Source organism: Nocardia sp. CC227C, from assembly GCF_030767025.1.
Classification (GTDB): Bacteria; Actinomycetota; Actinomycetes; order Mycobacteriales; family Mycobacteriaceae; genus Nocardia.
The window spans coordinates 172,698-193,840 of the sequence record NZ_JASITE010000013.1 but is presented as its reverse complement, the minus strand read 5'-3'; the positions used below and the strand labels follow the sequence as shown (position 1 = coordinate 193,840).

The window sequence follows — 21,143 nt, the reverse complement described above, 5'->3', positions numbered from 1 at the left end:
CCGGACGATTCCGCCAGCGGCCCGTTTCGATGCTCGCTGCGCTACGCGGAGTTGCCGCGCACCCGGTCCTCGTACGCCTTGCGCGCCTTGGCGTCCACATCGCCCAGGAAGGCATCCGACGCCCCCAGCGACCGCGCGATGAAATCACCCACCGCCTCCGGCAGCAGTCCCACCACCTGCGAGATGACACCGGCCACCGCCGTGACCCGGACCTTCGACCTGGGTGCCGCGATCAGCTCGGCGATGGCGTCCGCGATCTCCTCCGGCTCGGCCGGACGCAGCATGCGTGGTGCCGAAACGCCCGATCCCAGTTCGGTTTTCGTCAGCGTCGGCAGCACCGAGGAGAAGTGCACGCCGGTGCCGCGATACTCCTCGCGCAGCGTGTCGGTGAAGCCGAGTACCGCGTGCTTGCTGGCGTTGTAGGTGGCCAGCCCCGGAATATGGGTCTCACCCGCCAGCGAGGCGATATTGATGACATGCCCGCGCCCGCGCGGCAGCATGCGCGCGACCGCCAGCTTGGAGCCGAGAATCACGCCGTACACATTGATGTCGAGAATCCGGCGGGTGATCTGGTCGGGTTCGTCCACCAGCCTGCCGGTGGGCATGATCCCGGCATTGTTGATCAACACGTCGATCGGCCCGAGCCGCCGTTCCACTTCGTCGAGGAAGTGTTCGAACGACGCCTGATCGGTGACGTCCACCCGGTCGTAGAGGTCGAAACCCCGGGCCACGCCGGACTCTTTCACCGTGACCTCGTCGATGTCGCCGATGGCGATCCGCGCGCCGAGTGCCTGCAACGCGGTGGCCGTGGCCAGGCCGATACCGCGCGCGCCGCCGGTGATGACGACGATTTTGCCTGCGACAGAACTGAAGTCGGTCATCTACTTCTTTCCCGAGAAGGTGTTGAACACGGCCTGAACGCTCAGTCGCCGCATACCGCGTGAACCCGCCGCCCGCATGGCCGACATGGCGATGGCGAGCTTGGTGGGCGAGTAGGGGAACCAGAGCAGTTCCTTGGTCTGGGTGGGCAGCAGCGGTTTGGTGATCGCCTGCTGACGGCAGTACTTGCGCACCCCGTTGGGGCCGCCCCAGCGCGCGCCCACACCCGACAGCCCCCAGCCGCCCATGGGCAGCGCGAAGCTGAACATATTCGAGAAGACGTCGTTGATATTCACCGCGCCGGCATCGAGCTGCCGGGCCACGCGTTCGGCCCGCGCCTTGTCGCCGCTCCACACCGACGCCGACAGGCCGTAGATCGAATCATTCGCCAGCCGAACGGCTTCCGCCTCGTCGGACACCTTCATGACCGGCAGCGTGGGACCGAAGGTCTCCTCGGTCATACAGGTCATGGAGTGATCGACATCGGCCAGCACGGTCGGCTCGAACAGTGTGCCGACGCCGGTGCGCTTGCCGCCGGTCAGCACCCGGGCGCCGGCGTCGACGGCCTGCTGCACATGCCGCTGCACGATCTGCGCCTGACTCTCATTGGCAAGTGCGCCCATGTCGTACTTGGGTTCGCGGCCGTCGACGCCCTGGCGCACCTCCTTGACGGCGGCGGTCAGCTTGGCCAGGAATTCGTCGTACACGGGGGCTTCCACGTACACGCGCTCCACCGAGATGCACACCTGACCGGCATTGAACAGGCCGCCGAAGGCGATCCCGTGCGCGGCGCGGTCCAGGTCGGCGTCGGCCAGCACGATGGCCGGATCCTTGCCGCCGAGTTCCAGGCTGAACGGGATCATCCGTTCGGTGCAGGCCGCGGCGATCTTGCGGCCGGTGCCGGTGGAACCGGTGAACTGTACGTAGTCCACATTGTCCACCACGGCCTTGCCGGTCTCGCCCGCCCCGGTGACGATGGCGAAAACCGGTGGCGCGCCGATCGCCTCCCAGCCGCGCGCCAGCTCCAGTGCCGACAGCGGCGTCACCTCGGAGGGTTTGAGCAGTACCGCGGCCCCGGCCGCCAGCGCCGGAATGACGTCGATGGCGGGCATGGCGAGCGGGAAGTTCCAGGGCGTGATCACGCCGACCACCGGGTACGGGCGGAACACCGTCGTCAGCGTCTTCACCCGGGCCAGCGGGCTGTGCGGCGACGGGTGTTCGTCGGCGAGGAATTTGGCGGCGCGGCGGGCGTAGTAGCCGGTGAGGTCGACGGCGAAGGCCGGGTCGATGAGCGAGTCGATGCGCGCTTTGCCGGTCTCGGACTGCAAGACGTCGGCGAGGTGATCGGTATTGTCCACCAGCCAGTCCTGGAGTTTGAGCAGCCACTCCTTGCGGCCCTCCGGCCCGATGGCCTCCCACTCCGGCTGGAACAGGCGCAACTCGCGCACCTTGGCGGCGACCTCGTCGGCCGAGTGGATGGGCACCATGCCCGCCAGCTCACCGGTCGCGGGATTGCGCACCTCGAATTCGGTGGTGGCGGCGCGATCGGAATCGGCCGCCGTGGTGTGCACGGCTCCGGTCTGCGCGGACTCCGCCGTCGTTGTCGCGGCAGGAGCGGCTTTCGCGGGTGCGGTCGTAGCGGTTGCTTTCGACGACGAACGCTTGGCGGGCGCTCGCTTCGTGGGGGTGGCCTCGGCCGACCCGGTCGACTTGGCGGCCGCCGTGGCCTCGGCGGGCTCCGCACTTCCCGGGGACGCGGCCTTGGCGGTGCGCCGGGTGCCGGTGGATTTGCGGGGCGCGGCCTTGCGGGCACCCCCGGATTCGGAATTGGTCACGATTGCTCTCCCACGTGCGCTACGTTGCGGCCGTGAGCTGTGTGACAGCTCACGAACTATGATCGTGACACAATCTACAAGGACATTCTTGGCCCATTCGGTCAACTATTTCGGCCGGTTTTATACCGAAAGCACAAATTCGGAGGTGCTCGTGGCGACCACCGCCACCCCCGCGGTCATTCGGCAGTGGATCGCCGACTTCGTCGCCGAAACCCTGCGCGCCGACACCCTCGACCAGGTGGTGACTCGGCTCGACAATGCCATCATCGCCCGCGTGCCGGAGTTGGCCGACCGGGATATGCGCCGCGATCTGGCCGCGAGCACCCGCGCCCACGCCCTGGAGGTGCTGAGCACCCTCACCCAGGACAACGCCGACTATCCGATCCCGGCGGAGGCGCACGCCTTCGCCCGCACCATCGCGCGGCGCGGCCACGATCTGCGGGTGCTGCTGCGCGTCTACCACGTCGGGCAGGAGGCGGTGATCGACTACATGAGCGAGACCATCGACGAGCGCCGCCTGCCGCCCGATATCGAAAGGTCGGTGCTGCTGCGGCTTTTCGACCGCTCCACCCGATGGGTCAGCACCTGCGTCGAAACGCTCACCGACACCTACATCACCGAACGCGAACGCGGCTTGCGGGCGGCGCTGAACCAGCGCGGGGAGATCGTGCGCGCCCTGCTCGACGGTGCCGACCTCGATATCGAGCACGCCTCCGCCAAGATCGGCTATCGGCTGGCGGGCAGACATCTGGCCCTGGTGCTGTGGACCGACGCGGATGCGGTCGCCCTGGGCTCCGCCGACGGTACGGGCGAGGTGGGCGACCGGTTGGACCGCGTGGTGGCTCGCTGCGCCGCCGCGGTCGGCAGCGGCAGCGTGCTCACGATTCCGGCGGGGGCCAGTGCGCTCTGGGCGTGGCTCGCCGTGACCGACGACGGTGTGCCGCCCGTCGCGGATTGGCCCGTCGAACCGCCGGTCCGGGTGGCCGTCGGCCTACCCGGATCCCAGCTGGCGGGCTTCCGCCGCGGTCACGCCGAAGCGGTCGCCGCCCGCCACGTCGCCGAACGCGCCCGGCCCGGACTGCCGCGCGTGCTCGACTACCGGGAGGTGGAGGTCGCCTACCTGGCCGGGCTCGACGAATCCGCCATGCGCGCCCTCATCGAGCGCGAACTGGGCGTACTCGCCGCCCCGGACGTCCAGTCGGCCCGCCTGCGCGAAACCCTGCACGCCTACCTGCGGGCCCGCCGCAGCCCCGACGCCGCCGCGAAGGCGCTCGGCGTGCACAAGAACACGGTGCGCTACCGCCTCCAGCGCATCGAGGAACTCCTCGGTCGCCCCGTCGACCGGCCCGGCCCCCACCTGGAGATCGCCCTCGACTGTGTGGCCGTGTACGGGGTGTAGCGGTTCGGGTCACTCGCCGCTGGCGGCCTCGCGCACCGGTTGCGGTTCGGTCTCCGGAATCGCGCCGCGGGCGGGCAATTCCGCCAGCAATTGCGTGGTGGCGGCGGCGATGGCCGCCACCGCCTTGTCCACCGCCGGTTTCGTCGTAGTGGTCAAACCCGATACTCCGCCCACCTTGCGCACGTATTCCTGTGCGGCGGCGAAGATTTCCTGCTCCGTGGCCGGGGGCTCCAGGCCGCGCAACAGGGTGATATTCCTACTCATGGCCCAGAGGGTAGCGTCCGATTTCGTTGTGTGACAGGGCAGGAATCAGACATTTGCTCGGTGGACACACGCCGGGCACATCGCGGGCGCGGCGCCGCGATCCGGTGCGCACGCTGGGGATTCGATATGAACCTTCGCACGCCCTGGGGCGAATAGCGGACGTCTCGAGATCCATGCGGAACAATCGGGGTATGCCCGCCCGCGACGTGCCCACGCTGACGACCTTCCCCTATCCGGAACTCGACCAGCGCGAGGACGACCACTGGTCCGGCGCGCAGGTCAACGACGACGAACTGCGCGCCCTGGCTCTCGGTGGTTTCTACTCGGCGCGCTGGGACGCCTTCCACGACGCCCTGCTGCTCGGCCCCGAACGCGAACATCCCCTCGGCGACCGCCGCGAACTCGCCATCGACACCCTGACCGGAGCCTGGGGCATCACCGACGGCACCGAGGCCATGGCCTCCATGGAGCAGTTGCTCGACGGTATGCACGGCCCGCTGTACGCCCTGGTGCACCCTTTGGTCATGGCGGCGGTCAACTCCCCCGAACGCGACCGCTTCGGCGAACGCGCCGACCGGCATCGTGCCTTCCTCCGTCAGGTCGGGGCCTTCCGCGGCATGGAGAACACCGAGGCGCTGGTCCGCGACTACGACATCTGGTCGCAGGCCATCAAACTCGGCCTCACCGACCATCTGGTGCGCCCGCTGCCCACCGATATCCAGGCGTGGGACCTGGCCCGCGTGGTCGCGGTCGCCCGCATGGCCTACACGGCCGGCTACCTCGACGCCGATGTGGCCTGGGACTACCTGCTGCGCGCCCTCCCGCTGGCCCAGCGCAAATACCGCAACTGGCGCCAGTTCGGCGACGCCTACCTCACCGGCTGGACCTACTGGCAGGCCTGCGAGGATCTGGCGGAACTGAAATCCGGCGGCGTCGACCGCCGCATGGAACTGCTGCGCCTGTGGAACCGCCCCAGCAGCCCCTGGCGGCGCATCACCCTGCAACCGGAAGACTGAACGCCGCATCGTCGACGGTGCCCGCCGCGCGTCGGCGCGGCGGGCACGAAGAGTTCGGGGTTTCCGGCGAATTCGCCGCGGTGCGTTCAGTCCGGCAGCGAACGCAGGATGCCGCGTCCGTACCGCTGGAATTGCGCGTCGTCCACCATGCCCAGCGAGTGCCGCTCGACCAGCAGTTCCCATTCGGCGTACAGCTTCGCCACCCCGGGATCGGCGGGTCCGGCCGCACCGTCGGCCGATTCGCGCTGAATGGCGAAATTCAGCCCGCCGGTGATCCGTTCGGTGTCCGCCCGGTCGCTGCCGGTGAAGTGCAGCGTCACATTGCCGTCGTGGATGTCGACGCCGTATTCGCCGGGCGCGGCCCCCGTGGTCTCCGAATCGTCGGTGGTGCGCGCCCACAGCAGCGCCGCGATGGGCATCTCGTGCGCGTAGCGGCGTCCGGAGCCGGTGGAGATGAAGATCATTCGATCGGTGGTGACCGCGAGCAGTCCGGCTCCCCGGCCCGCGGGCGGCTGGGCCGTCACCACCGCCGTCTCCAGTACGTACTCACCGGGCGTGACGTAGCGGTTCAGCGCCGCGACGGCGGTCTTGGCCTCGCGCTTGGGAGCCATCCGCCGAGCCGCGCGGTCCACGTCGGCGCGCGCCGGTCCGCCGCGTCCCCAGGCCGGGGCGGGCGGTGTCAGGTCGGGGGCGGCGACCTCGAGCCGCTGGGTGGCCAGGATCTGGTTGTTGATCCGCTCGACGATCACGGTGGCCGCGGGCACATCGTGTTCGGCGATGAGGACGGGTAGCGGGGTGCGGTCGGCGGGGACGCCCGTGAGGACGGGGGTCGGGTACCTGAGATAGATTTCGATGACGACGGCGTCGTCGGCGCGCCGGTTCAACCTGACCTTGAGAAGGTCGCCTACCGGCACATCGAGAACGCGCTCGCCGTCTGTTCCAGGTCTCAGCACCGTCAACCGCCCGTTGCCGTGACGGACGATCGCTGTGGGTGTCCGTAGCTCGACGATGTCCATACCCCCTACGCTCGTGTTGTGTTGTCGGTCACGATAGGGCGAACATGCCATGATTGTGGCCACTTGGGCCGACGCTCACCATGCTCGCCCGAAGGGTTTTGCGGCAGATGGTCGGGGAACCACCCGCGTTCTCCGGCCGTTTACCTGTTGAACTGCACAAGCTGCCGAACCTCGCGATGTAACGATGTAGACCGTACGCGGTAACGTGGCATGTCCGCATCCGTTCCGTATGGAAACGGGCGCGCTCGTGACGCAAGCTCTACAGCATCGCAGGCAAAACCGGAATCACCGGAAAGGACTGGCCCGCCGGCCGACGCTCTATGACCCGCAAGAATGTGTTCCGCAACCTGGCTATAGTCGCGGGCTTCCTGCTCGTGATCTACCTGGTCAGCTACTTCAGCAACGACACGCGCGGCTGGAAGAACGTCGACACGTCGGTGGCGCTTTCCCAGCTGCAGGACAAGGACAACATCGATCAGGTCCAGATCGATGACAAGGAACAGCAGCTGCGCATCACGCTGAAGAACGGCAATGATGCCACCGACGGCCAAACCAAGATCATCGCCAAGTATCCGGGCGGCAGCGAGGTGTCCGCGCGGATCCTGCAGGACGTGCAGGAGACCGGCGCGAAGTACAACACCTCCGTCAAACAGGACTCCTGGCTGAGCCAGATCCTGCTGTTCATGCTGCCCATGATCCTGCTGCTGGGCCTGTTCATCTTCGTCATGGCGCGCATGCAGGGCGGTGGCCGCGGCGGCATGATGGGCTTCGGCAAGTCCAAGGCCAAGCAGCTGTCCAAGGACATGCCCAAGACCACCTTCACCGATGTCGCCGGCGCCGACGAGGCCGTCGAGGAGCTCTACGAGATCAAGGACTTCCTGCAGAGCCCGGCCCGCTACCAGGCCCTCGGCGCGAAGATCCCCAAGGGCGTGCTGCTCTACGGTCCGCCCGGCACGGGCAAGACCCTGCTGGCGCGCGCCGTCGCCGGTGAGGCCGGGGTGCCGTTCTTCACCATCTCCGGTTCCGACTTCGTCGAGATGTTCGTCGGCGTCGGCGCCTCCCGGGTGCGCGACCTGTTCGAGCAGGCCAAGCAGAACAGCCCCTGCATCATCTTCGTGGACGAGATCGACGCGGTCGGCCGCCAGCGCGGCGCGGGCCTGGGCGGCGGCCACGACGAGCGCGAGCAGACGCTGAACCAGCTGCTGGTCGAGATGGACGGCTTCGGTGAGCGCACCGGCGTCATCATCATCGCGGCCACCAACCGGCCCGACATCCTGGACCCGGCGCTGCTGCGCCCGGGCCGCTTCGACCGGCAGATCCCGGTGAGCAATCCGGACCTGGCGGGACGCCGCTCCATCCTGCGGGTGCATTCGCAGGGCAAGCCGATCGCGCCCGATGCCGATCTGGACGGCCTGGCCAAGCGCACCGTCGGCATGTCCGGCGCGGATCTGGCCAATGTCATCAACGAGGCCGCGCTGCTCACCGCGCGTGAGCACGGCAATCTGATCACCAGCGCCGCGCTGGAGGAATCCGTGGACCGCGTCATCGGCGGCCCGCGGCGCAAATCCCGCATCATCAGCGAGCACGAGAAGAAGATCACCGCCTACCACGAGGCCGGGCACACCCTGGCGGCGTGGGCGATGCCCGATATCGAGCCCGTCTACAAGGTCACCATCCTGGCCCGCGGCCGCACCGGCGGCCACGCCATGACCGTGCCCGAGGACGACAAGGGCCTGATGACGCGCTCGGAGATGATCGCCCGCCTGGTCATGGCCATGGGCGGTCGCGCGGCCGAGGAGCTGGTCTTCCACGAGCCCACCACCGGCGCGTCCTCGGATATCGACCAGGCCACCAAGATCGCGCGAGCCATGGTCACCGAGTACGGCATGAGCGCCCGCCTGGGTGCGGTGCGCTACGGGCAGGAGCAGGGTGACCCGTTCCTGGGCCGCTCCATGGGCACGGGTTCGGACTACTCGCACGAGGTCGCCCGCGAGATCGACGAGGAGGTGCGCAACCTCATCGAGGCCGCGCACACCGAGGCGTGGTCGGTGCTCAACGAGTACCGCGACGAACTCGACTCGCTCGCCAGCGCCCTGCTCGAGCGGGAGACCCTGCACCGCAAGGATCTCGAGGCGGTGCTGGAGACGGTCGACAAGCGTCCGCGCATCACGGCTTTCAACGATTTCGGTGAGCGGGTGCCCTCGGATCGCCCGCCGGTGAAGACCCCGCGCGAACTGGCCGCCGAGCGCGGTGAGCCGTGGCCGGAGGAGACGCCGGACCTGTCGAAGCAGCCCGCGCCGGTGCCGGCCAACGGCTATCCGCAACCCGCCGGGTACCCCACCGGCCAGCCCCACGGCTACCCGCAGCCCGCCCCCGCGGGCTACCCGCCCCCGCCCGCCCCCGCCTACGGCGGCCGTCAGACCGGAACGCACGGTTCGCGGCCCGATTACGGCGCCCCGGCCGGATGGTCCGCCCCCGGCTGGCCGCCGCAGGAAGATCCGCAGCAGGGCCAGCCGTCCGGGCCGCCCAATGTCGGCGGCTGGGCGCCCGCGGGCGGTCGGCAGCCGGAGTACGGCTACCAGCGTCCCCCGCAGCAGCCGGAGTACGGGCAGCAGGGCTATCAGCCCGGTCAGCCCGCTCCGCAGCCGAGCGGGAACAGCGAGGACGAGGACAACGGTTGGGACGGACCGAACGGTCGTCGCTGACGGCCGCTTGGATACTCTCGATGGGTTCGCGGTCCCGGGCTCGGTTCATCCGGCCCGGGGTTCCGAGACCGTGAACCGGCCGTGCCGTCAGGCGCGGACCTTGAACACAGGAGGTGCCGATTGTCGGCCAACAACCGTGTCGTCTCCGGCCCGATCGCGCGCGACACCGGTCGGCCGTTCGACCAGGAGCGCGCCGAAGCCGCCGTACGCGAGTTGCTGATCGCGGTCGGCGAGGACCCGAACCGACCGGGGCTCATCGACACTCCGGGCCGTGTCGCCCGCGCGTACCGGGAGATGTTCGCGGGTCTCTACACCGAGCCGGACGCGGTGCTGAACACCACCTTCGACGAAGGCCACCAGGAACTGGTGCTGGTCCGCGACATTCCCATGTACTCGACCTGTGAACATCATCTGGTCTCCTTCCACGGCGTCGCGCACGTCGGCTACATTCCGGGCCCGCACGGGCGCGTGACGGGCCTGTCCAAGCTCGCCCGCCTGGTGGACCTGTACGCCAAGCGCCCGCAGGTGCAGGAGCGCCTCACCAGCCAGATCGTCGACGCCGTCATGCGCAAGCTGGACCCGCGCGGCGCGATCGTGGTGGTGGAGGCCGAGCACCTGTGCATGGCCATGCGGGGCATCCGCAAGCCGGGAGCCAGCACCACCACCTCCGCGGTGCGCGGGCTGCTGCAGTCCAGCCCGTCCTCCCGCGCGGAGGCCCTCGACCTGATCCTCCGCAAGTGAGCGCACCCGCCATGACCGAGAGCGGCACGCGGGGGACCGGCTTCGTGGCACCGCGCGCGGGTCGCGCCACGGTGGTGATGGGTGTTGTCAACGTCACCAGCGATTCGTTCTCCGACGGCGGCCGCTATCTGGACCCGAGCGTGGCCGTGGCGCACGGGCTCGCGCTGTACGAGCTGGGGGCCGACATCATCGATGTGGGCGGGGAGTCCACCCGGCCGGGGGCGGTGCGCATCGATCCGGCGACCGAGGCGGCACGAGTGGTGCCGGTGATCCGCGGGCTGGCGGCGGCCGGGGTGCCGACCAGCGTGGACACCATGCGGGCGAGTGTGGCCGAGGCCGCCGTCGAGGCGGGCGTGAGCATGGTCAACGACGTGTCCGGCGGCCGCGCCGACGCCGATATGGTGAAGGTCGTCGCCGCGGCGGGGCTGCCGTGGATCCTCATGCACTGGCGCGCCGAGGCCGACTACCGGCACACCGGGGCGGCCGAGCACTACGACGACGTGGTCGCCGAGGTGTGGACCGAACTGCGCGCCCAGGTGGAGCTGGCCGTGGCCGGGGGCGTCGACGCCGACCGGCTGATCCTCGATCCCGGGCTGGGTTTCGCCAAGAACGCCGACCACAATTGGGAACTGCTGGGCGGGCTCTCCGAACTGGTGGGCACCGGGCTGCCGATCCTGATCGGCGCTTCCCGCAAGCGGTTCCTGGGTGCGCTGCTGGCCGATGCCGCGGGGCCGCGTCCGCCGGACGGGCGCGAGATCGCGACCGCGACCATCTCCGCGCTGGCCGCCGAGCAGGGCGCCTGGGGAGTCCGGGTGCACGATGTGCGCGCCTCACTGGACGCCATCGCCGTCACCGATGCCTGGCGACGGGCCGAATCCCGCCTGCGCGAACGATTCCCGGGCCGCCGCCTGGAGAGGGGCGGCGAATGAGCACCGATCGCATCGAACTGCGCGGGCTGCGCGTATTCGCCCATCACGGGGTCTTCGACTTCGAGAAGCGCGACGGCCAGGAATTCGTCGTGGACCTCACACTGTGGACCGATTTCTCGGCGGCCGCGAAATCCGACGACATCGCCGACACCATCCACTACGGCGAACTCGCCGACAGCGTGGTCCGGATCGTGTCCGGACAGCCGCGCGACCTCGTCGAGACGGTGGTCTCCGAGGTCGCCGACGAGGTCATGACCGACCCGCGCGTCCACGCCGTGGAGGTGGTGCTGCACAAGCCCGCCGCGCCGATCCCGCACAGCTTCGAGGATGTGCGGGTGGTCACCAGCCGCCGCCGGGGGGCATCGTGACCCGCGTGGTGCTGTCCATCGGCTCGAATCTGGGTGACCGGCTCGCGCATCTGCGCGCGGTGGTGGACGCGCTGCGTCCCCGGCTGCTCGCGGTGTCGCCGGTCTACTCGACCCCGCCCTGGGGCGGGGTGCCGCAGCAGGACTACCTGAATGCCGTGCTGCTGGCCGAGGATCCGGCGCTGGAGCCCGGCGACTGGCTGCGCCTCGGGCAGGAGCTGGAGCAGGCATCCGAGCGGGTGCGGGAGGTCCGCTGGGGCCCACGCACTCTCGACGTGGACATCGTGTGGGCCGCTCGGCGGCGCGATGGGCAATCATCGGTCGTGCGCAGCATCGACCCGAGCCTGACCCTCCCGCACCCGCGAGCGCACGAGCGCGCCTTCGTGCTGGTGCCGTGGCTGGACGTGCAGCCGGACGCGACGCTCGAGGCCGCCGGGCAGGCGCGTCCGGTGCGAGAGTGGTTGGCCGCGTTGGATTCCGCCGACGTGGACGGCGTCCGCAGGACCGCGCTGTCGTTAGGCTGGCCGTGATGGGGCGGCCGCTGATCGCGGGGTCGCCCGCCGCGCGGCCGAGTTCCTCGGGCGCGGAGGCCGTTTCGGAGCCGCCTCGCCGCGCGTTCTCGTCACGGGAGTGGGCGTTGTGAGACCGACGCGGGTATTGGACCTGTTCGCGAACGTGCTGCTGGCCGCCATCGTGGCCTGGATCGCCACGCGGGCGGCGTATTCGAGCTTCCCGCCCATCTCGGTGTTCGCGGGGGCGTCCCTGCTGCCGGTGGCGGTGCTGGAGGTGGTGCTGGCGTTCATCATTCGGGCGCGGGTGGGGGACGGGCGGATCGGCAGCGATTCGCGGCAGCTGCATCCGATCACCGCCGCGCGGGCGGTGGCGCTGGCCAAGGCGTCGGTCCAGGTGGGTTCGCTGGTGGCCGGGGTGTGGCTGGGCTTCCTGATCTGGGTGCTGCCGCAGCGGTCGGAACTGCGTGCGGCGGAGGCGGACACGCCGGGAGCGGTGGTGGGGCTGCTCGCCGGTGCGGCGCTGGTGGCCGCGGCGCTGTGGCTGGAGTATTGCTGCCGCGCGCCGAGTGAACCCCCGGACGAAGCGGCAACATCATAGCTAACGTTTAGCCGGGAATCGCAGGCAACCTGGGCATCTGACCGTCTCCGACAAGCTACGCTGGCGGACATGGTTTCACCCTCCCGGAGCAGTGCTTCCCGTCGCCGGCGGGAGGACGCGGGAAAGTTCTTCACCGGTGTTCTGATCCTTCTGGGTCTGGTTGCCAGCGTGTTCCTGGTCTTCAGCGACGACGTCCAATTCGTGCGCATCGGACTGGTTGCGGCCCTCTGGGCGGCCGCCATCGGAGCCCTCGCCGCGACGCGTTATCGCAGGGAGGCGGCCGTCGACAAGGCGAAAATCGGTGACCTCCAGAAGGTCTACCACTTGCAGCTGGAACGCGAGGTTGCCGCCCGCCGCGAATACGAACTCGGTGTCGAGTCCCGAGTCCGCCAAGAGGTAGGTGCCGACGCCGCCGAACTGGCCGCGCTGCGCACCGAACTCACCGTCCTACGCGAGTCCCTACAGCGTCTTTTCGACGGCAACCTGGACTACGACCGCCCCGCGCTGCGTGCCGACGCGGTCCGGGTCCAGGAACTCCCCGGTTCGCCCGCCTCCGGCTCGCTCGGTGCGGCGAACGATAACTGGGAGGACGCCGCCCCCTGGGACCCGTGGGAGTCCCGGCATCCCGTCACCCCGGTCTTCGAACCCGACCACCCCGAGCCCCCCGCCTTCGCCAGTCCCGACGACGAACCGGTGACCGCCGAGACCGCCGCCGTGTCGGCCGCCGACTACGACCAGGCCCGTGCCGAATACGCGGCCATCCGCGAACAAGCCGACCGGGCCGCCGCTTTCGGCCCCCAGCTCGCCGACGACTTCGACCCCTTCGACGATTCCAAGAACCGCGCCGACGCGGCCCTGGACGCCGGCATCGTCGGTGGTTTCGAAATCGGCGGTCTCGACACCGGCACCGCCGCCGATCCCGGCGCGGCCGCCGTCAACGGCAGGTTCGTAGCCGTGAGCGATGCCGCCGACAGCGAATTCGCCGATGCGGGCAGCGCCGGGGCAGGCAGTGCCGATGCGGGCAGTGCCGATGCGGGCAGCGCCGATGGCGACCGCGCCGCGACCACCCCGGAGGAACCGCGGACTCGCAAGTCCCCGCACCTCGCCAACGGCGTCCACCCCACCCCCATGGGAACCGCCAGTACCCGCCGCCGTCGCCGCGCCGACGAGGATTCCGACGCCGACAACGGACGCCGCCTCTCGGTGGCCGAGATCATGGCCAACCTGCGCTCCGAGGGCGACCGCTAGCCGCACCGCGCAACCGGGGATCAGCGGCGGCCGTGCGCGATGGACGGCCGCCGCTCCCGGGTGCGCCGAGTGGCACTTCCCACAGTTCGTGGCCGCCGCGAATCGGCACCGATATTCTCGTCCCGTAACGTCCGGTACCCGCGTAGCGCGGGACTGGAACGGCACTTTCGAGAGGACAAGGGTGACCTCGGACAAGGATGTCTGCGGGACCGACCCTGCGCCTGCACGGTTGACGGTGGGAATCGTCTCGGCGGGACGCGTCGGGTCCGCATTGGGTGCGGCACTGGAGCGTGCCGGTCATGTGGTGTTCGGCGTATCCGGTATCTCGGACGCCTCGGTGCAGCGGGCCCGGACCCGGCTGCCGGATTCGGAGATCCTGCCGGCCGAGGATGTGGCGCGCCGCGCCGAACTGCTGCTGCTGGCCGTACCGGACAGTGAGCTGGCCGGTCTGGTTTCGGGGTTGGCGGCGGCGGACGCGGTGCGGCCCGGCACCATCGTGGCGCACACCTCCGGCGCGAACGGCGTCGGGATACTGGCCCCCTTGACCGAACGGGGCGCGCTACCCCTGGCCATTCACCCGGCCATGACGTTCACCGGCCATGACGAGGATGTGACCCGGCTCGGCAACGCCTGCTTCGGCATCACCGCCGCGGACGACATCGGCTACGCCATCGCCCAGTCGCTGGTGATCGAGATGGGCGGCGAACCGGTGCGAGTCGCCGAGGAGCACCGCACGCTGTACCACGCGGCTCTCGCCCATGGCAGCAATCACCTGGTTACGTTGATTCTGGATGCGGTGGAGGCGTTGCGCACCGCGCTGGCCGGCCCCGGACTGCTCGGCCAGCAGATCGTCGACGACCAGCCCGGCGGCCTGGCCGAACGCGTACTGGCCCCGCTGGCCTCGGCCGCCCTCGACAATGCCCTGCGCCGCGGTCCGTCCGCGCTGACCGGCCCGGTGGCCCGCGGCGACGTGGACGCCGTGGCCGCGCATCTGAACGCACTGGAGTCCACCGACACCGATCTGGCCGCGGGCTATCGCGCGCTCTCGCTGCGCACCGCCCAGCGGGCCCGCACCGATCCGGCGCTGCTCGAACTGCTGGCATCCCCGAGCGGTCGGCGTGACGTCGAAGGCTCCGATCAGGCGGGCTCCGACCAGGCGGGCTCCGACCAGGCGGGCTCCGACCAGGCGAAGGAAGGCAACTGATGGATCCAACGCTGCGTGGCACCTACAAGCGCGGTGAACTCACCGTGCTGCACGATCCGGCGATCATGAGCAAGGTCTCCCGGGCCCTGCGCCAGGTGGGCCGCCGGGTCGCGCTGGTGCCGACCATGGGGGCGCTGCACGAGGGCCATCTGGAACTGGTGCGCCGCGCCAAGCGCACCAATCAGGCCGTCATCGTCTCGATCTTCGTGAACCCCTTGCAGTTCGGCGCGCACGAGGATCTGGACAAGTACCCGCGCACCCTCGACGCCGATGTGGAGCTGTTGCGCGCGGAGGGCGTCGAGCTGGTCTTCGCGCCCAGCGCCAACGACATGTACCCCGAGGGTCCGCGCACCACCGTGCACCCCGGCCCGCTCGGCGACGAACTCGAAGGGGCCGTCCGTCCCGGCCATTTCGCGGGCGTGCTCACCGTGGTCGCCAAGCTGTTCAACGTCACCGATCCGCACGAGGCGTTCTTCGGCGAGAAGGACTACCAGCAGCTGACGCTGATCCGGCAGATGGTGCGCGATCTGAACATGAGTCCGAAGATCGTCCCGGTCGCCACCGTCCGCGAGGCCGACGGCCTGGCCCTGTCCTCCCGCAACCGCTATCTCGATCCGGAGCAGCGCGAGCTGGCCACGGTGCTCTCGGCCGCCCTGGCCGCGGGCCGCCATGCCGCGGGCCTGGGGGCGGACAAGGTGCTCGAGGCCGCCCGCATGGTGCTGGCCGAGGCCCCGGCCATCGAGCTCGACTATCTGGAGCTGCGCGGCTCCGATCTCGGCGCGGTCCGTGGGGAGGGCAATGCCCGCCTGCTGATCGCGGCCCGCATCGGCAACACCCGGCTCATCGACAATATGCCCGTCACCATCGGCATCCCGATCGACGGCCACCCGACCACCCCCGACCAGCCTGCCCGGGCATCTCTCTAGGAAGGGCGACGACGATGTTGCGCACCATGATGAAGTCGAAGATCCACCGCGCCACGGTGACTCACGCCGATCTGCACTACGTCGGTTCGGTGACGGTCGATCAGGACCTGCTCGACGCCGCGGATCTGCTCGAGGGCGAGCAGGTCTGCATTGTCGACATCGCCAACGGGGCCCGGCTGGAGACCTATGTGATCGCGGGGGAGCGGGGTTCCGGCGTCATCGGGATCAACGGCGCCGCCGCGCATCTCGTGCATCCCGGCGATCTGGTCATCCTCATCGCCTACGGCATGATGGACGAGCAGGAGCTGAAGAGCTACGAACCCCGCGTGGTGTTCGTGGACGACCGCAACCGGCAGGTGGAGCTGGGCTCGGATCCGGCGCACGCGCCGGAGGGCTCGGGCCTGACCTCGCCGCGCTCGCTGTCGTTCGCCTGACCGGCGGGCGGTGCGGCCATGCTGCTGACCATCGACGTCCGCAACACCTCGATCGAACTGGGCCTGTTCTCCGGCAGCGGTGACCATTCGAAACTGGTGCGGCACTGGCGGATGCACACGAATCCGCTGTTCACCGCGGACGAGTTCGCATTGCAGGTGCGCGGTCTGATCGGCGCGGATGCCGAACAGGTGACCGGTGTTTCGGCATTGTCGACGGTGCCGCCGGTATTGCGGGAACTGCGCGAGATGCTGTCCCGCTACTGGGGACACGTTTCACATGTGGTCGTGGAACCCGGTGTGCGAACGGGTATTCCGCTGCTCGTCGACAATCCGAAAGAGGTCGGCGCGGACCGCATCGTGAATTGTCTTGCCGCGTATCACCGTTTCTCGTCCCCCGCGATCGTGGTGGATTTCGGCACCGCCATCTGTGTGGACCTGGTTTCCGCCAAGGGGGAATTCCTGGGCGGCATCATCGCCCCCGGCGTGGAAATCTCCACCGAGGCGCTGGTGGAGCGCAGTGCCCTGCGGCGGGCGGAACTGGCGCGCCCGCGGTCGGTGGTGGGCAAGAACAGCATGGAGTGCATGCAGTCGGGCGCGATTTTCGGTTTCGCCGGCCTGGTGGACGGGCTGATCGACCGTATTCGCGACGAGTTCGACGCGTTCGCGGGCGATGACGTCGCCGTGGTGGCCACGGGCGCTTCCGCGCCGCTCATCGCCGGAGAATCGGAGACCATCGAACACCACGAACCGCATCTGACCCTGGCGGGGCTGCGGCTGGTGTACGAACGCAACCAGCAACGCCGCCGATAACGGACCGATCGGCCCGAACGTGACGCAGTCGTCTCCCCGGCCGTCTGTTGCTTCGCGGGAATCCGCTGTTAGACTCTCGCTCGTGTATTTCCGTGTGAGCACCCAGGAGTGTTGTCGAGGCTGATTCGCCTCGGCTGTCGTCGAGGCTTCCGATAGCCCCTCGACCAACCACACATTCCTGGAGTTTCGCTCATGCGTTCCTCTGCACTTTCCCTGTCGAATTCCGCCGTGCGCACCCGCACCGAGGCCCTGTTGCCCGAGGTGACCGAGCGCGCCGTCGCCTCCGCCCTCCCCACCCGCCTGCGGCCCGCCGACCTGCTGCGTCTGACCGACGAAGGGGCCGAGGACGTGCTGGCGGGACGCTACGACCACCTGCTGCCGGAGAACGGTCTGTGGCCCACCGAGAACCGCTGGGCGGTGCGGCTGCTCGCCGACGACGAGGTGGAGGTCTGGCTGATCAGCTGGGTCGCCGAGAAGGCCACCCGGCTGCACGACCACGCCGGTTCGCTGGGCGCGCTGACCGTGCTCTCCGGCGCGCTCGCGGAGTTCCGGTGGAACGGCTCCGGCCTGCGCCGCCGCATCCTGACCGCCGGTGATCAAGCCTCTTTCCCGCTCGGCTGGGTGCACGACGTGGTCCGCGCCGACGACGCCGAGGCCGGCGATGTCGGCCCCCTGGATCCCACGCTCAGCGTGCACGCCTACTCCCCACCGCTGTCGGCCATGTCCTATTACGAGGTCACCGGCCACGGCACCCTCGAGCGCACCCGAACCCTCCTCACCGACCAGCCCGAAGGCGAACTGGAATGAGCCACTTGACTATCGACGGCATGCTCGAGCAGGCGCGCGGTCGCCTGCGGCGCGTCTACGCATTCGAACTGCCGCAGGCCATCGGGCGGGGCGCCATGCTGGTGGACATTCGTCCGCAGGCGCAGCGCATCAAGGAGGGCACCATTCCCGGTGCCTTGGTGATCGAGCGGAACGTACTGGAATGGCGGCTCGACCCCGCAAGTTCGGCGCGGCTGGCCCTGGCCACCGACCACGATGTGGAATGGATCATCGTCTGCTCGGAGGGATACACCTCGAGCCTGGCCGCGGCCTCGCTGCAGCAGTTGGGATTGCGTCGCGCCACCGATCTGGTGGGTGGATATCAGGCATTGAAAGCGGCCGGACTGCTCACCGTGGCGGCCGCGGCGCCGCACTTCCAGCGCGAGGTCGCCACCCTGGCGTGGCTCTGATTCGATTTCGCGACCGCGGGCTGATCGTGGCCGTATCGTTATGCCCGACGTACGGTCGGGCGGGGAGAAAAACGATTTCCGCCGCACGATAGGGTGGTGCTCCGTGAGCACCCCCGATCCCTCTTCTTCCGGTATCGCCGACTCGGCCGCCTCCGGGCAGGCCAAGGCCGCCGCCGCGCGTTCGGCCGTGGAACACGATGTTCCCGAGCAGATGCGGATTCGCCAGGAGAAGCGGGAGCGCCTGCTCGCCGAGGGGCGGGAGGCGTATCCGGTGGTGGTCGAGCGCACCCACTCGCTCGCCGAAATTCGTACCGCTTACCCGGATCTCGCACCGGACACCCAGACCGGCCGCACGGTCGGGATTGTCGGCCGCGTCATATTCATGCGCAATACCGGCAAACTGTGCTTCGCCACGCTCCAGGAGGGCGACGGTACGAAACTGCAGGCCATGATCAGCCTCAACGGGGTCGGCGCGGAATCCCTCACCGCCTGGAAGGCCGATGTCGACCTCGGCGACTTCGTGTCCGTGCACGGCGAGGTGATCGCTTCGCGCAGTGGCGAATTGAGCGTGATGGCCGATTCCTGGGCGATGGCGGCCAAGTCGCTGCGCCCGCTCCCGGTGGCGCACAAGGAGATGAACGAGGAGTCGCGCGTCCGCCAGCGCTACGTGGACCTGATCGTGCGCCCGGAGGCGCGGGAGATGGCCCGCACCCGCGTGGCCGCGGTGCGCGCCCTGCGCAACGCGCTGGAGCGCCGGGGCTTCCTCGAGGTCGAGACGCCGATGCTGCAGACGCTGCACGGCGGTGCGGCGGCGCGCCCGTTCGTCACCCACTCCAACGCCCTGGATCTGGACCTGTACCTGCGCATCGCGCCGGAGCTGTTCCTGAAGCGCTGCGTGGTCGGCGGCCTGGAGAAGGTCTTCGAGATCAACCGCAACTTCCGCAACGAGGGTGCGGACTCCACCCATTCGCCGGAGTTCGCAATGCTGGAAACCTACGAGGCGTACGGGACCTACGATGATTCCGCGACCATGATGCGGGAATTGATCCAGGAAGTCGCACAGGAGGTCTACGGCACCCAGGTGGTAACCCTTGCCGATGGCACGGAATACGACCTCTCGGGCGAGTGGACGACCGTCGAGATGTACCCGTCGCTGTCGGAGTCGATCGGTGTCGAGGTGACTCCGGAAACGACCGTCGAGGAATTGCTGGCCCTGGCCGATCGGGTCGGTCTGGAAATTCCCGAGGGTAAGGGGTACGGCCACGGCAAACTGGTCGAGGAACTCTGGGAGCACGTCTACGGGGACAAGCTCTATGCGCCGACTTTCGTGCGCGACTTCCCGGTGGAGACCAGTCCGTTGACACGTCAGCATCGCAGCAAACACGGGGTTACCGAAAAGTGGGATCTGTACGTCCGCGGCTTCGAGCTCGCAACCGGATATTCCGAACTCGTTGATCCGGTGATCCAGAGGGAACGCTTCGTCGATCAAGCGCGTTTGGCCGCCGCCGGTGACGATGAGGCGATGCGGCTGGACGAGGACTTCCTGGCCGCGATGGAGCACGGTATGCCGCCGACCACCGGAACCGGTATGGGAATCGATCGGTTGCTCATGGCGCTGACTGGCTTGGGAATCCGGGAAACGATACTCTTTCCAATTGTGCGTCCGTCGGCTCGCTGAGTGCGCCGGATTGCATTGCCGATACCCGCTTCGGGAGTATCGGAATTCAGCGGTATTCTGACTTCGGGTAATCGGCCTGGTTTGCAGGGTCGCACGATTTCGAGAGGACGTTCATCTCATGGCAAAGAAGGTCACCGTTAGCCTGATCGACGATGTCGACGGTGAGTCCATCGCGGACGAGACCATCGAGTTCGCTATCGATGGGGTGTCGTACGAGATCGACCTGTCGTCGGATAATGCGGCCAAGCTGCGTGACGGTTTGGAGACCTGGGTGGCCGCCGCCCGCAAGGTGAGCGGTCGCCGTCGCACCAAGGCCGCCGCGGGTGCTACCGCGGGTCCGAAGGGCCGGGTTTCCATCGATCGTGAACAAAGTGCGGCGATTCGGGAATGGGCGCGCCGGAATGGGCACAAGGTGTCGGCTCGCGGACGTATCTCCGCGGACATCACCGAGGCTTACAACAAGGCCGCCGCGAAGTAGTTCTATTAGCGACCGTCGCTCGGGCGTTCGTGCGAGCCCGAGCGGCGGTAGTTTTTATTCATACGATTTGCGCATAACCGGTCATGGGCGCTTGCCGCCCGGCTCGGAAGTACGATCTTGCTCGGGCCGAGTCCGCACGGCACCATTGACTGTGTGCGAACGACGTCACTGGCTGGGTGGAGAGACGAGGTAACGGCGCAGTGACCGCATTCCAGGGCTCATTCCTGCGGGTCAAGGACCACCAGGGCCACCAGCACGAGCTGATGCTGGCCCCGGACCGCCCCCGCGTCACCATCGGCCGCTCGCCCCAGGCGGACCTCTCCCTCGCCTGGGACGTCGAGGTCTCCCGCCTGCACGCCACCGTCGAATACCTGGGCGCACACTGGACCATCGTGGACGACGGGCTCTCCCGCAACGGCACGTTCGTCAACGGGGACCGACTGGTCGGCCGCCACCGGCTCGCTCCCGGCGACGTGATCCGCATGGGCACCACGCGGGTCACCTTCCACGACTTCTCCGGGGCCTCCGGCGATATCACCCAGACCTCCACGGGTTCGCTGCCCACGCTGCGCTCGCTCACCGAGACCCAGCGCGCGGTCCTCATCGCGCTGTGCCGCCCGTACAAGAACAACGCGGGCTTCGCGACGCCCGCCTCCAATCAGCAGATCGCCGCGGAGCTGTTCCTCAGCGTGGACGCCATCAAGACGCACCTGCGCGCGCTGTTCGCCAAGTTCGGCGTGGAGGATCTGCCGCAGAATCAGAAGCGCGTCCGCCTGGCTGGCCTGGCCATGCAGAGCGGCGTCATCTCCGACCGGGATCTGTAGCGCGCCGGCCGGTGGACTCGTGCGGATGCCCGTGAGAGCTTCGGCCA

General features: G+C 68.8%; 21 protein-coding genes and 1 pseudogene. 18 read left to right on the top strand and 4 right to left on the bottom strand.

Annotated features, from left to right (window positions below):
- Positions 1-41: 41 nt before the first annotated feature.
- Together QMO76_RS25530 and QMO76_RS25525 are read right to left on the bottom strand one after the other, a co-directional pair.
- Positions 42-881: an SDR family oxidoreductase gene (locus tag QMO76_RS25530; protein WP_306363852.1), complete on the bottom strand. Its 840-nt coding sequence runs from the start codon at positions 879-881 to the stop codon at positions 42-44.
- Complete coding sequence (locus QMO76_RS25525) at positions 882-2,366, bottom strand: aldehyde dehydrogenase family protein (RefSeq protein ID WP_372342081.1); 1,485 nt, start codon at positions 2,364-2,366, stop codon at positions 882-884.
- A gap of 499 nt (positions 2,367-2,865) precedes the next feature.
- Between QMO76_RS25525 and QMO76_RS25520 the strand changes: the two genes are divergently transcribed.
- Positions 2,866-4,113: a CdaR family transcriptional regulator gene (locus QMO76_RS25520; protein ID WP_306363851.1), complete on the top strand. Its 1,248-nt coding sequence runs from the start codon at positions 2,866-2,868 to the stop codon at positions 4,111-4,113.
- Between the two features lie 9 nt (positions 4,114-4,122).
- On the opposite strand, the gene QMO76_RS25515 is transcribed toward QMO76_RS25520, so the two are convergent.
- Entirely contained in the window at positions 4,123-4,377 is a 255-nt protein-coding gene (locus QMO76_RS25515) for a DUF2277 domain-containing protein (RefSeq protein WP_029925185.1), read from the bottom strand.
- 191 nt (positions 4,378-4,568) lie between these two features.
- Here QMO76_RS25515 and QMO76_RS25510 point away from each other — a divergent pair, with 191 nt between their 5' ends.
- A complete protein-coding gene (locus QMO76_RS25510) occupies positions 4,569-5,393 on the top strand; it encodes a DUF1266 domain-containing protein (RefSeq protein WP_029925187.1) in 825 nt (274 codons plus the stop codon).
- 86 nt (positions 5,394-5,479) lie between these two features.
- Here the strand turns inward: QMO76_RS25510 and QMO76_RS25505 are convergent, their stop codons facing one another.
- Positions 5,480-6,409, bottom strand: coding sequence for a hypothetical protein (locus tag QMO76_RS25505; RefSeq protein WP_306363850.1), 930 nt, complete (start codon positions 6,407-6,409; stop codon positions 5,480-5,482).
- 320 nt (positions 6,410-6,729) lie between these two features.
- Between QMO76_RS25505 and ftsH the strand changes: the two genes are divergently transcribed.
- The 16 genes and pseudogenes from ftsH (at position 6,730) to QMO76_RS25425 (ending at position 21,096) form a co-directional block, all read left to right on the top strand.
- Positions 6,730-9,114 (top strand): ATP-dependent zinc metalloprotease FtsH, encoded by a 2,385-nt coding sequence (gene ftsH / locus QMO76_RS25500; RefSeq protein ID WP_306363849.1) that lies wholly within the window; start codon positions 6,730-6,732, stop codon positions 9,112-9,114.
- A 120-nt stretch (positions 9,115-9,234) separates the two neighbouring features.
- Positions 9,235-9,855, top strand: a complete 621-nt coding sequence (folE, locus tag QMO76_RS25495; RefSeq protein ID WP_306363848.1) for a GTP cyclohydrolase I FolE — start codon at positions 9,235-9,237, stop codon at positions 9,853-9,855.
- A gap of 11 nt (positions 9,856-9,866) precedes the next feature.
- Positions 9,867-10,784, top strand: a complete 918-nt coding sequence (gene folP, locus QMO76_RS25490; protein ID WP_306363905.1) for a dihydropteroate synthase — start codon at positions 9,867-9,869, stop codon at positions 10,782-10,784.
- The gene (gene folB / locus QMO76_RS25485) at positions 10,781-11,152 is read left to right on the top strand and encodes a dihydroneopterin aldolase (protein ID WP_306363847.1); all 372 of its coding nucleotides are present in this window, start codon (positions 10,781-10,783) and stop codon (positions 11,150-11,152) included. Before folP ends, folB begins: the two co-directional genes overlap by 4 nt.
- Positions 11,149-11,679, top strand: coding sequence for a 2-amino-4-hydroxy-6-hydroxymethyldihydropteridine diphosphokinase (folK, locus tag QMO76_RS25480; RefSeq protein WP_306363846.1), 531 nt, complete (start codon positions 11,149-11,151; stop codon positions 11,677-11,679). Before folB ends, folK begins: the two co-directional genes overlap by 4 nt.
- A 109-nt stretch (positions 11,680-11,788) precedes the next feature.
- A complete protein-coding gene (locus QMO76_RS25475) occupies positions 11,789-12,259 on the top strand; it encodes a DUF3180 domain-containing protein (protein ID WP_306363904.1) in 471 nt (156 codons plus the stop codon).
- A 69-nt stretch (positions 12,260-12,328) separates the two neighbouring features.
- Positions 12,329-13,507: a DUF6779 domain-containing protein gene (locus QMO76_RS25470; RefSeq protein WP_306363845.1), complete on the top strand. Its 1,179-nt coding sequence runs from the start codon at positions 12,329-12,331 to the stop codon at positions 13,505-13,507.
- Between the two features lie 181 nt (positions 13,508-13,688).
- Positions 13,689-14,606: pseudogene (locus QMO76_RS25465) on the top strand (Rossmann-like and DUF2520 domain-containing protein); the annotation flags it as partial.
- Between the two features lie 104 nt (positions 14,607-14,710).
- Positions 14,711-15,637 (top strand): pantoate--beta-alanine ligase, encoded by a 927-nt coding sequence (panC, locus tag QMO76_RS25460; RefSeq protein ID WP_306363844.1) that lies wholly within the window; start codon positions 14,711-14,713, stop codon positions 15,635-15,637.
- Between the two features lie 14 nt (positions 15,638-15,651).
- Positions 15,652-16,071 (top strand): aspartate 1-decarboxylase, encoded by a 420-nt coding sequence (gene panD, locus QMO76_RS25455; protein ID WP_306363843.1) that lies wholly within the window; start codon positions 15,652-15,654, stop codon positions 16,069-16,071.
- 18 nt (positions 16,072-16,089) lie between these two features.
- On the top strand, positions 16,090-16,881 hold the full coding sequence (locus QMO76_RS25450; RefSeq protein WP_306363842.1) for a type III pantothenate kinase: 792 nt from the start codon (positions 16,090-16,092) through the stop codon (positions 16,879-16,881).
- Positions 16,882-17,073: 192 nt separating this feature from the next.
- Positions 17,074-17,688: a cysteine dioxygenase family protein gene (locus QMO76_RS25445; RefSeq protein WP_306363841.1), complete on the top strand. Its 615-nt coding sequence runs from the start codon at positions 17,074-17,076 to the stop codon at positions 17,686-17,688.
- Complete coding sequence (locus QMO76_RS25440; protein WP_306363840.1) at positions 17,685-18,116, top strand: rhodanese-like domain-containing protein; 432 nt, start codon at positions 17,685-17,687, stop codon at positions 18,114-18,116. Before QMO76_RS25445 ends, QMO76_RS25440 begins: the two co-directional genes overlap by 4 nt.
- Positions 18,117-18,327: 211 nt before the next feature.
- Complete coding sequence (lysS, locus tag QMO76_RS25435; protein ID WP_306363903.1) at positions 18,328-19,794, top strand: lysine--tRNA ligase; 1,467 nt, start codon at positions 18,328-18,330, stop codon at positions 19,792-19,794.
- A gap of 118 nt (positions 19,795-19,912) precedes the next feature.
- Positions 19,913-20,272, top strand: a complete 360-nt coding sequence (locus QMO76_RS25430) for an Lsr2 family protein (protein ID WP_306363839.1) — start codon at positions 19,913-19,915, stop codon at positions 20,270-20,272.
- Positions 20,273-20,472: 200 nt separating this feature from the next.
- A complete protein-coding gene (locus tag QMO76_RS25425; RefSeq protein WP_306363838.1) occupies positions 20,473-21,096 on the top strand; it encodes an FHA domain-containing protein in 624 nt (207 codons plus the stop codon).
- The last annotated feature ends 47 nt before the right edge of the window (positions 21,097-21,143 follow it).

Excerpts from the sequence above, each read along its gene's own strand:
- lysS (WP_306363903.1), top strand. The coding sequence starts at position 18,328 with ATGCGGATTCGCCAGGAGAAGCGGGAGCGCCTGCTCGCCGAGGGGCGG.
- QMO76_RS25505 (WP_306363850.1), bottom strand. The coding sequence starts at position 6,409 with ATGGACATCGTCGAGCTACGGACACCCACAGCGATCGTCCGTCACGGC.
- QMO76_RS25530 (WP_306363852.1), bottom strand. The coding sequence starts at position 881 with ATGACCGACTTCAGTTCTGTCGCAGGCAAAATCGTCGTCATCACCGGC.
- ftsH (WP_306363849.1), top strand. The coding sequence starts at position 6,730 with ATGACCCGCAAGAATGTGTTCCGCAACCTGGCTATAGTCGCGGGCTTC.
- QMO76_RS25450 (WP_306363842.1), top strand. The coding sequence starts at position 16,090 with ATGCTGCTGACCATCGACGTCCGCAACACCTCGATCGAACTGGGCCTG.
- panC (WP_306363844.1), top strand. The coding sequence starts at position 14,711 with ATGGATCCAACGCTGCGTGGCACCTACAAGCGCGGTGAACTCACCGTG.
- QMO76_RS25510 (WP_029925187.1), top strand. The coding sequence starts at position 4,569 with ATGCCCGCCCGCGACGTGCCCACGCTGACGACCTTCCCCTATCCGGAA.
- QMO76_RS25525 (WP_372342081.1), bottom strand. The coding sequence starts at position 2,366 with ATGGTGCCCATCCACTCGGCCGACGAGGTCGCCGCCAAGGTGCGCGAG.
- folP (WP_306363905.1), top strand. The coding sequence starts at position 9,867 with ATGACCGAGAGCGGCACGCGGGGGACCGGCTTCGTGGCACCGCGCGCG.
- QMO76_RS25515 (WP_029925185.1), bottom strand. The coding sequence starts at position 4,377 with ATGAGTAGGAATATCACCCTGTTGCGCGGCCTGGAGCCCCCGGCCACG.
- QMO76_RS25430 (WP_306363839.1), top strand. The coding sequence starts at position 19,913 with ATGGCAAAGAAGGTCACCGTTAGCCTGATCGACGATGTCGACGGTGAG.
- QMO76_RS25445 (WP_306363841.1), top strand. The coding sequence starts at position 17,074 with ATGCGTTCCTCTGCACTTTCCCTGTCGAATTCCGCCGTGCGCACCCGC.
- folB (WP_306363847.1), top strand. The coding sequence starts at position 10,781 with ATGAGCACCGATCGCATCGAACTGCGCGGGCTGCGCGTATTCGCCCAT.
- QMO76_RS25440 (WP_306363840.1), top strand. The coding sequence starts at position 17,685 with ATGAGCCACTTGACTATCGACGGCATGCTCGAGCAGGCGCGCGGTCGC.
- panD (WP_306363843.1), top strand. The coding sequence starts at position 15,652 with ATGTTGCGCACCATGATGAAGTCGAAGATCCACCGCGCCACGGTGACT.
- QMO76_RS25470 (WP_306363845.1), top strand. The coding sequence starts at position 12,329 with ATGGTTTCACCCTCCCGGAGCAGTGCTTCCCGTCGCCGGCGGGAGGAC.